At 34.6% G+C, this 15,249-nt stretch carries 11 protein-coding genes; 8 read left to right on the top strand and 3 right to left on the bottom strand.

Features of this window, described 5'->3' with window-relative positions; genetic code table 11:
* Positions 1-100 precede the first annotated feature (100 nt).
* The 6 genes from OA85_RS04755 (at position 101) to OA85_RS04730 (ending at position 10,268) form a co-directional block, all read left to right on the top strand.
* The gene (locus tag OA85_RS04755; RefSeq protein ID WP_039109378.1) at positions 101-3,403 is read left to right on the top strand and encodes a glutamyl-tRNA synthetase; all 3,303 of its coding nucleotides are present in this window, start codon (positions 101-103) and stop codon (positions 3,401-3,403) included.
* Positions 3,400-3,819, top strand: coding sequence for an rRNA maturation RNase YbeY (gene ybeY / locus OA85_RS04750; RefSeq protein WP_039108341.1), 420 nt, complete (start codon positions 3,400-3,402; stop codon positions 3,817-3,819). The genes OA85_RS04755 and ybeY overlap by 4 nt, the downstream gene beginning before the upstream one ends.
* Before the next feature lie 153 nt (positions 3,820-3,972).
* On the top strand, positions 3,973-5,844 hold the full coding sequence (gene mnmG / locus OA85_RS04745; protein ID WP_039108340.1) for a tRNA uridine-5-carboxymethylaminomethyl(34) synthesis enzyme MnmG: 1,872 nt from the start codon (positions 3,973-3,975) through the stop codon (positions 5,842-5,844).
* Positions 5,845-6,001: 157 nt separating this feature from the next.
* Positions 6,002-6,850, top strand: a complete 849-nt coding sequence (locus OA85_RS04740; protein ID WP_039108339.1) for a bifunctional 2-polyprenyl-6-hydroxyphenol methylase/3-demethylubiquinol 3-O-methyltransferase UbiG — start codon at positions 6,002-6,004, stop codon at positions 6,848-6,850.
* A 289-nt stretch (positions 6,851-7,139) separates the two neighbouring features.
* Complete coding sequence (locus OA85_RS04735; RefSeq protein WP_039109376.1) at positions 7,140-7,700, top strand: OmpH family outer membrane protein; 561 nt, start codon at positions 7,140-7,142, stop codon at positions 7,698-7,700.
* A 297-nt stretch (positions 7,701-7,997) separates the two neighbouring features.
* On the top strand, positions 7,998-10,268 hold the full coding sequence (locus OA85_RS04730) for a helix-turn-helix domain-containing protein (protein WP_039108338.1): 2,271 nt from the start codon (positions 7,998-8,000) through the stop codon (positions 10,266-10,268).
* Positions 10,269-10,388: 120 nt separating this feature from the next.
* Here the strand turns inward: OA85_RS04730 and OA85_RS04725 are convergent, their stop codons facing one another.
* Both OA85_RS04725 and OA85_RS04720 read right to left on the bottom strand, forming a co-directional pair.
* The gene (locus tag OA85_RS04725) at positions 10,389-11,153 is read right to left on the bottom strand and encodes a LuxR C-terminal-related transcriptional regulator (protein WP_052257143.1); all 765 of its coding nucleotides are present in this window, start codon (positions 11,151-11,153) and stop codon (positions 10,389-10,391) included.
* A gap of 254 nt (positions 11,154-11,407) precedes the next feature.
* Complete coding sequence (locus OA85_RS04720; protein WP_039108337.1) at positions 11,408-12,355, bottom strand: SPOR domain-containing protein; 948 nt, start codon at positions 12,353-12,355, stop codon at positions 11,408-11,410.
* Between the two features lie 102 nt (positions 12,356-12,457).
* Between OA85_RS04720 and dprA the strand changes: the two genes are divergently transcribed.
* Both dprA and OA85_RS04710 read left to right on the top strand, forming a co-directional pair.
* Positions 12,458-13,558: a DNA-processing protein DprA gene (dprA, locus tag OA85_RS04715; protein ID WP_039108336.1), complete on the top strand. Its 1,101-nt coding sequence runs from the start codon at positions 12,458-12,460 to the stop codon at positions 13,556-13,558.
* A gap of 147 nt (positions 13,559-13,705) precedes the next feature.
* Entirely contained in the window at positions 13,706-14,014 is a 309-nt protein-coding gene (locus tag OA85_RS04710) for a GIY-YIG nuclease family protein (protein ID WP_039108335.1), read from the top strand.
* A 171-nt stretch (positions 14,015-14,185) separates the two neighbouring features.
* On the opposite strand, the gene trpS is transcribed toward OA85_RS04710, so the two are convergent.
* Positions 14,186-15,163, bottom strand: coding sequence for a tryptophan--tRNA ligase (trpS, locus tag OA85_RS04705; protein ID WP_039108334.1), 978 nt, complete (start codon positions 15,161-15,163; stop codon positions 14,186-14,188).
* Positions 15,164-15,249: the final 86 nt, after the last annotated feature.

Below are 15,249 nucleotides of genomic sequence, written 5' to 3'. Positions count from 1 at the left end.
AAATGAGTTAATGTAAGATTAATCAGTTTGATGATTTTTAACATTTCTTTATTCATATAAATTATTACTTTTATTGGTTACAAAAAACAAAGTTTACGTTTTGAAAAATCAAAATTTTATTTATCAGAAACTGGAAGCTTTTATCCGAAAGTTTTACACCAATGAATTGATACGAGGAATCATTTTCTTTATTGGTTTAGGATTGTTGTATTTTCTATTTACGCTTTTTGTCGAATATTTTCTTTGGCTTAAGCCAATGGGAAGAACGATTTTGTTTTGGGTTTTTGTAGGTGTAGAAGTGTACTTGTTGTCCCGATTTATTTTATTCCCACTTTTTAAATTATTCAAACTCCAAAAAGGAATTGATTACAATCAGGCTTCGGCTATTATTGGTAATCATTTCACAGAAGTGAGTGATAAGCTGACGAATTTTCTGCAATTGGTTGATTCGGATAATAATCAGAATAAATCTGAATTATTACTCGCATCGATTGAACAAAAAGCCAATTCGTTGCAACCAATCCCTTTTGGCAATGCTATAAATTTCAATACAAATCAGAAATATTTACCGTTAGCACTAATTCCTATTTTGTTTTTTGCCGTCTTTTATTTCTCCGGTAACAGTAATGTGATTTCGCAAAGTTTGAATAGAGTGGTGCATTTCAATTCGGCTTTTTTACCGCCAGCTCCTTTTAAGTTTGTGGTTTTGAATTCGAACCTGCAAACCGAACAAGGAAAAGATTTTATACTTCGAGTTAAAACAGTAGGTAAAGTTGTTCCTGAGAATGCCATGATTTTCATTGGGGATGAAAGTTATTTTATGGAAAACACAAAAGCAGGGGAGTTTGAATTTAAAATTTTAAAACCTTCTGAAGCTGTTTTGTTCCACGTGGAGGGCAATGCTGTTTCTTCATCGGATTATGAATTGAAAGTGATTACAGTTCCGTCGATAGCTAATTTTGAAATGCAATTGAACTTTCCGTCTTACTTGAATAAAAAACAGGAAACAATCAAAGGTACTGGTAACGCCATCATTCCCGAAGGAACGCGTGTAACTTGGAAAATGGATACACAAGCGACACAAAAAGTGGATTGGATTGACGGAATGTCTAATATTCCCTTTTCGAAAACTGAAAACAGCTTCACTTTATCTAAAAATATACTTCAAAACACAGATTATCAAATTCTTACTTCGAATGATAAGATAAAAAACTACGAAAAACTGAATTATCAGCTTACCATTGTCAAAGATCAGTTTCCAGCGATTGCCGTAAACAATGCGCCAGACAGTTTGAAGGTGGGAAGGAACTATGTTTTAGGACAAATTTCCGATGATTATGGATTGTCAAAACTCCAGATTGTCTATTACGAAAGAAACAAACCACAAACTGCTAAACGTGGAACAATCGCCGTTAAAAAAGCAGCTGTCGATCAATTTGTATTTTCCTTCCCGAGTAATCTTCCGGTAGAACAAGGAGTGTCCTATGATTATTATTTTGAAGTGTATGACAACGATATGATTCATCATTTTAAAAGTACAAAATCTTCTGTTTTCTCGAATCGTGTTTCTACGGACGAAGAGAAAGAAGATGAAGTTTTACAACAGCAAAATGATAATATTAATGGTTTAGAGAAGTCCTTAAAAAATCAAGACAAGCAAATAGCCGAAATTGAAAAAATACAAAAAACGGGAAAAGAAAAAGACAACCTTGAATTTAAAGACCAACAAAAAGTAAATGATTTCATCAAACGCCAAAAGCAACAAGATGAAATGATGAAACAGTTTGCGGAGAAAATGAAAGATAATTTAGATAAATTCAAAACCGATAAAAAGGACGAACTAAAAGAAGAGTTGCAAAAGCGAATGGATAAAGCGGATAAGGATTTGGATAAAAATCAAAAATTATTGGATGAATTAAAAGAATTGAACGATAAAATTAAAAACGAAGAACTACTTTCTAAGTTAGATAAATTTAAACAAAATAGTAAAAATCAAATTAAAAATTTAGAAAAATTAGTTGAGTTGACCAAGAAGTATTATGTAGAAAAGAAAGCGGAACAATTAGGTGATAAACTGGACAAGCTTTCTGAAAAGCAAGTTAAATTATCCGATGATGAAAAGGAAAACAAATTGGATAAACAAGAAAATATCAATTCAGATTTTGACAAGATTCAAGAAGATTTAAAAGATTTAGAAAAGGAAAATAAAGAATTAAAATCGCCAATAGATCTTCCTAAAGATACCGCTAAAGAAAAAAGTATCGACGAAGATTTAAAGAAAGCTTCTGAAGAATTGAAGAAAGACAATAAAGCGAAGGCTAAACCAAATCAAAAAAGTGCCGCCAAAAAGATGAAGGAGATGGCGGCAAAAATGGCACAAACTTTGGAAGGAAATGAGAAGGAGCAATTGCAAGAGGATGTGGTTATGTTGCGACAAATTTTGGATAATTTGTTAGCCTTTTCTTTATCACAAGAAGATTTAATGAATCAGTTCAAAGGACATAAAGCCGGTTCTCCAGGCTATAATAAAAACATAAAAATCCAGCAGGATTTAAAACAGCAGTTCAAACATGTTGATGATAGTTTGTTTGCCATGTCTTTACGAAACCCTATAATTGCCGAAGACGTAACTAAAGAAATTGGCAACGTACATTACAATATTGATAAATCGTTAGAGAGTTTGTCCGATGCTTTAGTTCCTAAAGGATTATCTCATCAACAATATTCGATAGCTGCCGCCAATAAATTGGCAGACATGCTTAGCGATATGCTTAACACGATGCAAATGTCATTGTCTGGAATGGGTTCTGGGAAGCCAAAACCTGGTCAAGGACAGGGAATGCAATTGCCGGACATTATAAAAAAACAAGAAGGATTGGGAGAGAAGATGAAAGAGGGAATTAAAAAAGGTCCAAAACCGGGTGATGGTCCAAAAGGGGAAAGCGGTAAAGAAGGGAAATCTGGTAAAGGGGAAAGTCAGGATGGCGACGGTGAAGGTGATGCACAATCCATAATGGAAATTTACAAAGAGCAAAAACAGTTGCGAGAGTCTTTGCAAAACGAACTTAATAAACATGGGTTGGGCGGTAATGGACAAAGTGCTTTGGAACAAATGAAGCAAATCGAAAAGCAATTATTAAACAAGGGATTTAAAAACGAAACGCTTCAGAAGATTCTAAATGTGAAGCAGGAATTATTAAAATTGAATACTGCTTTACAGCAACAAGGGGAAGAAAATAAACGCCAATCAGAAACGAATAAAAAGGAGTTTAATAATCAATCTAATGCACTGCCAGCTGCTTTATTAGATTATTTGAATAGCATAGAAATATTAAATAGACAATCCTTACCTTTGCGCTCGAATTTTAATCAAAAGGTTCAAGAATATTTTAATAAAAAATGATCAATTTTAATTACGAAACCGACTTTAATTTAGACAACGAAGAAGCTGTTGCTTTGTGGTTGTCTAATGTTATTACTTCAGAAAACAAGAAAGAGGGAGAGATAAACTACATCTTTTGCGACGATGAGTATTTGCATAAAATCAATCTGGAATATCTTAATCACGACACATTAACTGATATTATTAGTTTTGACTACACGATGGGGAATGAGTTAAGTGGCGATGTTTTTGTTTCTATCGAAAGAGTAAAAGACAATGCTGTCGATTTCAACGTTCCTTTTGAAGATGAATTGAAGCGTGTTTTAGTTCACGGTGTTTTACACTACTGTGGATACAAAGACAAAGGTGAAGCTGATGAACTTTTAATGCGCAGTAAAGAAGATGAAAAATTAGCGCTGTTCCACGTGGAACAGTAGTCTTGTTTTGATGTCGAAAGCCCAAGTGTTTCACGTGGAACATTTTTATAGTTGGCAGGATTGATAATGCAATGTTTCACGTGGAACAATACAAAAAATAGATTTCAAAATTACAATCCGGAATATAATTGAAGGATTAAATCATACAAGAAGATGTTTCTAGATGAATATGATGTGATAGTTGTTGGCGCGGGACATGCCGGTTCTGAGGCTGCTGCCGCTGCTGCAAATTTGGGTTCGAAAACCTTATTGGTAACAATGAGCTTGCAGAATATAGCCCAGATGTCATGCAACCCTGCGATGGGTGGAATTGCCAAAGGACAAATTGTGCGCGAGATTGATGCATTGGGAGGGTACTCCGGAATTGTTTCAGACAGAACTGCTATTCAGTTCAAGATGCTGAACAAGTCCAAAGGACCTGCGATGTGGTCACCGCGTGTTCAAAGTGACCGTATGCGTTTTGCTGAGGAGTGGAGAATGATGTTGGAAGGAACTCCAAATCTTGATTTTTACCAGGAGATGGTGAAAGGTTTGATTATTGAAAACGGAAAAATTAAAGGGATTCGCACTTCTTTAGGAGTTGAGATTCGATCTAAATCGGTTGTTTTGACAAATGGAACTTTCTTGAACGGTTTGATTCATATTGGCGAAAAACAATTTGGTGGTGGAAGAGCAGGCGAGAGTGCTGCTTATGGAATTACCGAAGATTTAGTGAATGCCGGTTTTCAAGCAGGAAGAATGAAAACAGGAACGCCTCCAAGAGTGGATGGACGTTCTTTGGATTATTCGAAAATGAACGAGGAAAAAGGAGATGCTAAACCAGATAAATTTTCATATTCAGATGTAACATCACCGTTGGTTGTTCAAAAATCATGTCACATGACGTATACGTCTCTTGAAGTTCACGATATTTTGAGAGAAGGTTTTGATCGTTCTCCGATGTTTAACGGTAGAATAAAAAGTCTTGGACCAAGATATTGTCCGTCAATTGAAGATAAAATTAATCGTTTTGCTGATAAAGAAAGACACCAATTATTTGTAGAGCCGGAAGGATGGAATACGTGTGAGGTTTATGTAAATGGTTTTTCAACTTCGCTGCCTGAGGATATTCAATTTAAAGCGTTGCGTTCTGTTGTAGGTTTTGAAAAAGTGAAATTCTTTCGTCCGGGATATGCAATCGAATACGATTATTTCCCGCCGACACAATTGAAACATACTTTGGAAACAAAGCTTGTTGAAGGATTATATTTCGCCGGACAAATAAACGGAACAACAGGTTATGAAGAAGCAGCTTCTCAAGGATTGATGGCTGGAATAAATGCGCATTTAAAAGTACATGAAAAAGCACCGTTAATTTTAAAAAGAGACGAAGCGTATATTGGAGTTTTAATTGATGACTTAATTACTAAAGGAACAGAAGAGCCTTATAGAATGTTCACTTCTCGTGCAGAATACAGAACATTGCTTCGTCAAGACAATGCTGATTTTAGATTAACACCAATGTCGCATGAAATTGGTTTGGCTTCTGAAGCACGTTTGCGCAGAATGGAACACAAACTAAATGAATCAGAAAAAATGGTGGCTTTCTTCAAAGAAACGAGTGTTTCGATTGCAGAAGCAAATCCAATTTTAGAATCAAAAGGCACTGCTTTGATTACTCAGGGTGATAAGATGTTCAAAGTTTTTTCCCGTCCACAAATTGATTTGGAAGACATCATGAAGTTTGAGAAAGTAGCTGATTATGTTGCGGAGAACGATTTGGATCAGGAAATTTTAGAACAAGCCGAAATTCAAGTGAAGTATTCCGGTTATATTGAAAAGGAAAGAAACAACGCAGATAAATTGACTCGTTTGGAAGATGTGAAAATTCCTGAGAATTTTGATTACAATAAAATCAAATCAATGTCAATTGAAGCGAAACAAAAATTAAGCAAGATTCGCCCGGTAACCATTTCTCAAGCATCAAGGATTAGTGGTGTTTCACCAAGTGATGTTTCGGTGCTGTTGATTTATATGGGACGATAAGATCTATAATCTTAAATTAATTTGTTCCACGTGAAACTATGGTGTAAAGTCTTGCTATACTTGAAGAATCACAAAATAAATAATTTCAACCCTGAAAGTATCAAAGTATACTTTCAGGGTTTAGTTTAAAAATAAAATTTAAAAGCAGTATTAATTGATGGATATTTCAAACAAAAAGCATTTTTTAACCGTTAAAGATTATTCCGTTTCTCAAGAAACATTTGATTTATATCAGGACGAAGAGTTGGATATGTTAATCACGTATCCGCAACCCAGTTTAGAAAATTTAGGAAAGTATTACGAAAGTGTGGATTATATTTCCCATACGGATAGTAAACGTTCCTTGTTTGAAAAAGCATATCATTTTGTAAAAAGCATAGCGTTAAAAAACAAACTGAATTTAATTAATTCACTACAACCCAGTAAAGGAAGTATTTTAGATATTGGCGCAGGAACAGGAGATTTTTTATCGGTGGCCAAAGAAAACGGTTGGCATACCATAGGAGTGGAGCCAAGTGATAAAGCTAAAGCGATTGCAAAACAGAAAGGTGTTTCATTCGTTGGTGAAACGAGCGAATTAGAAAGTCATTCTTTTGACGTCATTTCGATGTGGCATGTTCTAGAACACGTTCCTGATTTAGACGAGCAACTAAAAGAATTAAAAAGATTATTAAAACCAAACGGATCTTTAATAATAGCGGTTCCAAACTTCAAATCTTTCGACGCAAAATATTACGGGAAGTTTTGGGCGGCTTATGATGTGCCAATTCATTTTTGGCATTTTTCGAAAAAGGCAATAAAAATGCTTTTCGAAAAAGAGGAAATGAAATTGGTAAAAGTGCTTCCTATGAAATTTGATTCTTTTTATGTGAGCCTGCTTTCAGAAAAATATAAAACAGGGAAAATGAATTTCATAAAAGCCTTTTTTGTTGGGTTACAATCCAATTGGGAGGCGAAGAGTGATTTTGAGTATTCTTCGCACATTTACATCCTAAAAAACAACTAAAAAGCATTTTAAACACATTTAAGCGACGTTTTTCAAGTGATTCGAAGTCTTTGTTGGATTTTTAAACTAATTTGTTTATTTAAAAGATATGAAGTCCGTTTTTGATAGTCTCAAATTATACATTTATCAATTATAATAATAAAATCTTATATCATAAATATTTTGCATTTTTCAAACTTTATGTCAATGCTATCTATTTTTTTATATTTTTGTCACCAATACTTAAAACTAGAAATTCACCAAAATGAAATCGAAGATTCACGAATACCAAAAAAGAAATTTTAAAAATATGAGTAAAATAGCATTAGTAATTATCGCACTTTCAATTTCAATTGTATCTTGTAACAAACCAGCAGCGGAAGTTAAGGAAGTAAAAACCGCTTACGTAGATACTTCAGTGTTGATGAAAGAATATACAGAAGCAAAAGATCTAGAAGCAAAATATAAAGCTAAATCAGAAGAGAAAGGAAGACAGCTAGAAGCTGAAATTAATCGTTTCAAGCAAGAAGCAGCAGGTTTTCAAGCACAAGCGCAGGCTAACGGTCAAGCTTGGGCACAACAAAAAGGAGCTGAATTGCAAAAAAGAGAGCAACAATTAGGTGCTGCACAACAACAATTAGCACAAGAGTTGCAACAAGAAAGCGGAAAAGAAATGGATTCGTTGGTTAGCGGTGTAAAAAAATTCATCAAAACCTACGGTAAAGAAAAAGGATACTCTTATATCTACGGAACAGGGGATGCTGCTTCAATTTTGTATGCTGAAGACAAATATGATATCACAAAAGAAATCATTAAAGAATTGAACGACAAATACAAATCTGCAACTCCAAAAGAAGAAGCTAAAAAATAATTTTTTATATTAATTCAAATCAATGCCTTCGTCTAAAATTTAGATTGAAGGCATTTTTTTTGAAGCAATTTCCCGCTATTCGCTTCAATCTCTCGTTTAGAAAGCGTTTTTTCTTACCCATAAAAGGAGCTTCCTGCGGTCGCTCTTTTCCGGCTAGAAAAATTCACTTTCTAAATCTCAAGGATTTCCGCTGCTATAGGGGCTAAAAAATAGTGGAATCAAGATATAAATTGTCTTCCAAAAATTAAAATATGAATCCTATTTTCAATACTTTAGCTTTATATATATATACGCCTAATGCAAACAATTTCTGAAGCCGCCGCCTACACCTTACGATTCATCAATCAAACCCATCGATCCGTTTTCCTTACCGGAAAAGCAGGAACTGGAAAAACCACCCTTTTACGCGAAATTATCCAAACTACGCACAAGAATACCGTTGTTGTTGCTCCTACGGGAATTGCCGCGTTAAATGCGGGCGGTGTAACGATACATTCTATGTTTCAGTTGCCGTTTGGAGGATTTATTCCTGATAATTCTTCCCCTCAATTTTCTGAAAGCACCAAATTTGAAACTAAAGCCACTTTGCGCAGGCATTTCAAAATGAGTGGTTTGAAGAAATCCGTAATCCGCAATATGGAATTGTTGATAATTGATGAAGTCAGTATGCTTCGCGCTGATTTACTGGACGCAATGGATTATATGATGCAAACCGTCCGTAAAAAAAGTACCCCTTTCGGTGGCGTTCAAGTATTGTTTATTGGTGATTTATTACAATTGCCACCGGTAATTCGGGATGAAGAATGGAGAACGCTAAAAACATATTACAAAGGAAAATTCTTTTTCCATTCGCATGTCGTGCAGCAAAATCCACCGTTATACATTGAATTATCCAAGATTTTTCGCCAGACCGATGATACTTTTATTGCGGTTTTAAACAACCTGCGAAACAACCAAATTTCTCAAGAAGATATTCAAACTTTAAATCAATACGTAAAACCGGATTTTGATTTAAAAGCGAATAAAGGATATATTACTTTAACTACACATAATAATAAAGCGGATTCCATGAATGCGCAGGCTTTGGAAGATTTAGAGGGAAAATTGGTGGTTTATAAACCGGAAATTGTGGGTGACTTTCCAGAGAAAATTTTTCCGGTGGAAGAACAGTTGCAGTTGAAAGTGGGCGCACAAATCATGTTTGTCAAAAACGATTTATCCTTTGATAAAAATTATTTCAACGGAAAAATGGGCGTTATCAAATCGCTTTCCAGTCATGAAATTTTGGTTCATTTTCCAGAAGAAAACAAAACGATAGAAGTCGAAAAGTACGAATGGCAAAACATTCGTTACAAAGTAGACGAAATGACCAAAGAAATTGAAGAAGAGGTTTTGGGAACGTTTGTTCATTATCCAATAAAATTAGCTTGGGCAATTACGGTTCATAAAAGCCAGGGATTAACATTTGACAAAGCTGCACTCGATGTTTCGCAAGTTTTTCTTCCTGGACAGGCATATGTAGCATTGTCGCGTTTGCGCTCGTTAGAAGGGCTTATTTTGCTTTCTCCGTTACGAATGAATGGAATTTCTAATGATCAGGATGTGATGGATTATTCACTCAACAAAGCTTCGGATTCATTTTTAGAAAATGCACTGCACTTTGAAACCAAAAACTTTATCCATAATTATCTGATTAATACCTTCGATTGGGGCGATTTGGCTCAGGAATGGCGCAATCATAGGTTCAGCTATACGGAAAAATCAGAAAGTTCAGAGAAATCCAAACATGCGGTTTGGGCAAAAAAGCAAACGGAAGTCATCGAACAACTTTTGGATCCATCCAAAAAATTCATATCACAATTGAATAAATTGTTTAGTCAGGAAACTGCCGATTTAAACCATATTTCAGAAAGAATCCAAGCGGCATTTGGTTATTTTCTGGAGCCAATGGATGATTTGGTTTTTGAAATCCTTTGGAAACTGGAAGAAGTAAAGCGCATCAAGAAAGTAAAAGCCTTTTATGATGAATTAATCGTTTTAGAAGAATTGCAGTCCAAAGCCGTTTTGCGATTGATGAAAGCCAAATTATTGATAGAAACCGTTGTTGCAGGTGAAACCATCTCGAAAGAAAAATTGACTTCATCAGAAATTAAAAATTACATCAGCCGAAAAACGGAAGCGATTCAAAATCAATTCAAGAAATTAAATATCACGTTGATTGATGATGATAAAGATATTGAGCGTTATACTTCAAAAAAGAAACCAGATAATAAAGAACCTAAGAAATCTACCGTACAGGAAACCTATGAATTGTGGCTAGAGAAGAATTCGGTTGCCGAAATCGCTGCTATCAGAAAACTGACTATACAAACCATCGACGGGCATTTAGTGCGGCTTATTCAAGCAGGAGCTATTGCTATTACGGATGTTTTACCGGAAGATAAGCTACGGGAACTTGCAGAAGCTTTTAGAGGCTACAAAGAAGAATCTTTGAATAATTTGAAGGAACAAGTAGGTGAGAAGTTTACTTGGGACGAACTGAAAATGTTTAAAGCGAGTTTGAATTAAAAATAAGAAGTCTAAATAACGTAATCAGAGATTCCAAGCCCTGATTGGGTTAATTGAATAAAAGGGGTTCACTTATACAGTCGAACCCCTTTTTTATTTTTAAAGTAATTATAATTTTGCTTAAACCCAACCTTCTCGTATCACTTTTGCAATTAGTTCGGCAGTAGTCGAGGTTGCAGTTTTTTTGAGCAATTTTTTTCTGTAGGTATCAATAGTGTGTTGTGATAAACATAATTCACAAGCAATTTCCTTGCTTATTTTTCCTGCAATCATCAAATTGATAATTTGTTTTTCCCGTTTCGACAAAAAGGAAGTAGCAATATATTTTTGCTCTACATTAATGTTTATATACGACGGTTCTCCATCAATGCCTATTATGGAAAGTAAAGGTTTGCCATCAACCTTGAGATCCGAAATGTCGGTATGAACGCATAAAGTTTTATAGAAAAAGCCATCATCATCATAATCAACCACCACTACTTGTTGTAAAATACGCAGGTATTCGCCATTGGATTTTCTTACTCTATAATCGTATCTGGTTTTATAACAAGGGATTTTTGTAGTTGGCAAATTAGCATAAAAAGTGCCAATAAAATTTTCAAAACTCAATACAATGGGTTGGTCTTCGGGATGAATTCTGTCAAAAAAATCGGAAAGCGAAAAGTCTTTTGCACTAACACCCAGTACTTTTTCAATTTGGTCACTTACAAAATCGAAATTTGCTTCGGGAACATTTATGAGCATATAATAAAAATCGCCAACTTGAAATATGTTGAACAGTTTTTTATGTACTTTTAAATCGATGACCAGTTCATCCAATGACTTTTTAGCTCTTGTTATAGGTTTCCACATAACGCTAATTTCATTAAAAGATGATTTTTTCATAATAATGAATTTAATACAAAGGAAATATAGGAATTATATCGGAACAAATCCGTTTTAGTGATTTTAATTTTAACAGAAACGGATCAATCAAGACTTCTAATTTCAAAATAATTAGTTTTCTTTTGAAGACAAATGCCCTGTTCTGGTAGAAACGTAAATCCTTGTGATGGCTTTGCTTTTGGCGCCACAAGATTGTAGTGGATAAAAAGGAAATAGCTCCAAAAAAACCTATTCAGTTCGAATAGGTTTTTTTATTATAGTGACTCAATTAATATCCAAGCTTCTGGATTATGTTTTTTCTGAATTTCAGATTGTGCTTTTTGTGCTTCTGCAAAAGTAGAGTAGCTTCCGTAAAGTACAGGAAACAACCCATGTTTATTCGGGGCAATTCGACGGGCTTTGTATCCTAAATGAATTAATTGATTAAAGGTCTTATCTGCATTTTTTTCTTCTCTATAAACGCCAGCCATAATATGATACGGCATTTTTACTTCCTTAACGGCTGATTTAACTGATAAGGTTACAGCTGGAACTGGACTTTTGATAAAGAAAGTAGCTTCCTGAATTTTATTTTGTACTTGTTTTTGAACAGCAGTTTCAACAAGCATTGTTTCTGAGGCGATTTGGTTTTGGTAAATAGAATAACCAACACTTCCAGTAAGACCTAATCCTAGTACAAAAATCGCTGCATATTTTAAATATGGACTTGCTGTTCTTGTTTCAGGAATAAATTGAATTGTTTCTTTTTCTTCAATTGCTTCTACTTGTTTTTCGAAGATTTCTCTTTTTACAAGTGGAGAAACAAAAGGAGCTAAACCAAAAGAACTTGCCAAATAATTGGTTTGATCGTAAGGCGTAAAAACCAAATTATTATCAGCATTCAAACAAAGATCTCCTATGTTTTTTAAAGAAAATAGGTTGTTTTCTTCTAATGTTTTTTTCCAAGTAAAAACTTCATACTGAATAGCGCTTACGGCATATTCATAAGATGTTTTTTCAGCTTGAGCAATATGATTGGCTAATAATCCATCATTATTCTTTAGATTAGCATTGAAAGAAATCATTTTTTTTGGCGGAGAAAATGAATTGGTGCTTTCGTTTAGCTGAGCCGACTGAGTTTCGGTCAAAAAAGCTCCGAATCCCGGAACGGTTACACATTGATAACGGTATAAAAGCTGCGCGATGTATAGTTCGATTTTCATACTTACAAAGTTATACAACGAAAATAGTTATCAAAATTTTATTCACAATTTTTATTAACAATCCGCTTTATATTTTATACATTTCACTCACAAATGATTAGCATGAAAGAACAAGATTTATTTTATTTATTGGCATTGCAAAGAGTAGAAGGGGTGGGTGATATAATGGCCAAAAAACTTATTACGCATTGCGGAAACGCCGAAGAAGTGTTCCATACAAAGACGGGACAACTCGCCGCCATTGATGGTGTGGGTTCTATGTTGCTGAAAAATTTAAAGGATAAATCAGTTTTTGATAAAGCCAATCAAGAGCTTCAATACATAAAATCGAATGACATTAATGCCGTTTATTTTCAAGATGAAGGATATCCGGAACGTTTGAAACATTGTATCGATGGACCACTTTTGTTATTTACCTCGGGTAATATCAATTTAAAAAATAAAAAAATAATCAGTATTGTGGGGACACGTCAAATCACGTCTTACGGAATCGAATTCTGTAGAAAACTGATTGAAGATTTAGCACCGCTCGATCCAATAATTGTAAGTGGTTTTGCTTATGGGGTAGATATTGTTGCACATCAACTGGCAATGGAACATAATTTACAAACGATAGGCGTTGTAGCGCATGGTTTGAACCAAATTTACCCTAAACCCCATAAAAAATATGTCTCCAAAGTAGAACAAAACGGTGGTTTTATGACCGAGTTTTGGAGCAGCTCGAATCCCGATAAAGAAAATTTTGTACGCAGAAACCGAATCGTTGCAGGTATGACTGAAGCGACTATTGTGATTGAGTCAGCGGATAGAGGTGGTTCGTTAATTACGGCAAATATGGCCAATGATTACAACCGTGATGTTTTTGCCGTTCCGGGACGTGTTACTGATAAATACAGTCAAGGTTGTAACAACCTGATAAAAACCCAAAAAGCAAATGTGCTCACCAGTGCTGCCGATTTAATTTATATCTTGAATTGGGACTTGGAGAAAGAAGTAAAACCAGTACAAAAACAATTGTTTGTAACTTTAGAAGAAGAGGAACAAAAAGTTTATGATTATCTTTTAAAAACGGGAAAAGAAGTAATGGATATTATCGCTTTGCGCTGTGATTTTCCTATTTATAAAATATCAGGAATGCTTTTGAATATGGAACTTAAAGGTGTGATTAGGCCTTTACCGGGGAAATTGTTTGAAGCGATATAAACATGGAAAAAATAAAAAATAGAGACGCTTCCAGCGTGATAAAATAAGTTGAAAATAGTATGGGCAACCAAAATGCTCTACTCTGTTTGTCACGCTGGAAGCGTCTCTATTTGAGAGGGCATAAGAATAGACTTTAAGAGAATCATTATGATAGAATACACAGAAGGCATTTACAATTTTTATGTTTACATCCTGACTAACAAAAATAAAACTGTACTATATACAGGTGTCACAAATGACCTAAAACGACGTTTACAAGAGCATAAAGAAAAAATAAATCCAAAAAGTTTTACTGCACGATATAATGTTGAATTTTTGCTTTATTATGAACATTTTACTTGGATACAGCTTGCTATTGCTCGTGAGAAAGAAATTAAAGATTTGAAACGGGATAAAAAAGAAATGTTAATTAACACAATTAATTCAGATTGGAATTTTTTAAACGATTTGTTTTAATTGTTCAATATAGAGACGCTTCCAGCGTGACAAATAGTTAAGAAAAAGCTTGGTACAATATTGATGAACAACAAACACACTCTACTTGAGACGCTTTCAGCGTGACAAATAGAGTGATGAATTACAAATATAATGCAATTGCATTAGGACTTTTTTTAATAAATAATGATTTTATATTGCTTCAAACCCCAATTTTTCTCTCACTCTATTCAAAACACCATTGGCAACAACGGTCGCTTTTTCGGCTCCTTTTTTGAGTAAAGCGTCTACTTCAGAAAGATTGTTGATGTAGTAATTGTATTTTTCTCTTTCGGTTTTGAATGTTTCTGTTATCAATTCAAATAAGGCTTGTTTGGCGTGACCGTAACCATAATTCCCACCCAAATAATTGGCTCTCATAATGGCTAGTTGTTCTTCATTTGCTAATAAAGAATAAATAGCAAAAGCATTACACGTATCTGGATTCTTAGGTTCTTCAAGCGGCGTGCTGTCAGTTTCAATACTCATCACTTGTTTGCGTAAGGCTTTGTCATCTAGGAAAATATTGATAATATTATTGGCTGATTTACTCATTTTCCCACCATTGGTACCAGGAATAAGCATGCTGTCTTCTTGAATTTTGGCTTCAGGAAGTACAAAAGTTTCTCCCATTTGGTGGTTGAAACGAGATGCTACATCGCGTGTAATTTCAAGGTGTTGCAATTGGTCTTTTCCTACGGGAACAAACTCGGCATCGTATAATAAAATATCGGCAGCCATCAACATTGGATAGGAGAACAAACCGGCATTAACATCTTCCAGTCTGTCTGCTTTGTCTTTGAATGAATGTGCTAATGTCAAGCGTTGAAAAGGGAAAAAACAACTTAAATACCAAGATAATTCTGCTGTTTGTGGCACATCAGATTGTCTGTAGAAAACTACTTTGTCTACATTTAATCCACAGGCAAGCCAAGCGGCAGCTGTACTGTAAGTATTTGCTCTTAAAGTTTCTCCGTTTTTTATTTGTGTTATCGAATGTAAATCGGCAATGAAAAGGAACGATTCGTTTTCAGGATTATCAGATAATGCTATTGCGGGAATGATTGCGCCAAGTAAGTTGCCTAAATGTGGTGTTCCTGTGCTTTGAACACCAGTAAGTATTTTTGCCATTATAATTTTATTTACCGCAAAGGTTGCAAAGTTTTTCGCAAAGTTCGCAAGGTTTTTCTAGTTTTTATGTTATAAATAATTTTCAA

The organism is Flavobacterium sp. AED, from assembly GCF_000812945.1.
Classification (GTDB): Bacteria; Bacteroidota; Bacteroidia; order Flavobacteriales; family Flavobacteriaceae; genus Flavobacterium.
Note: the sequence above shows the minus strand (reverse complement) of the source record. Positions and strands in the feature narration are given on the sequence as shown.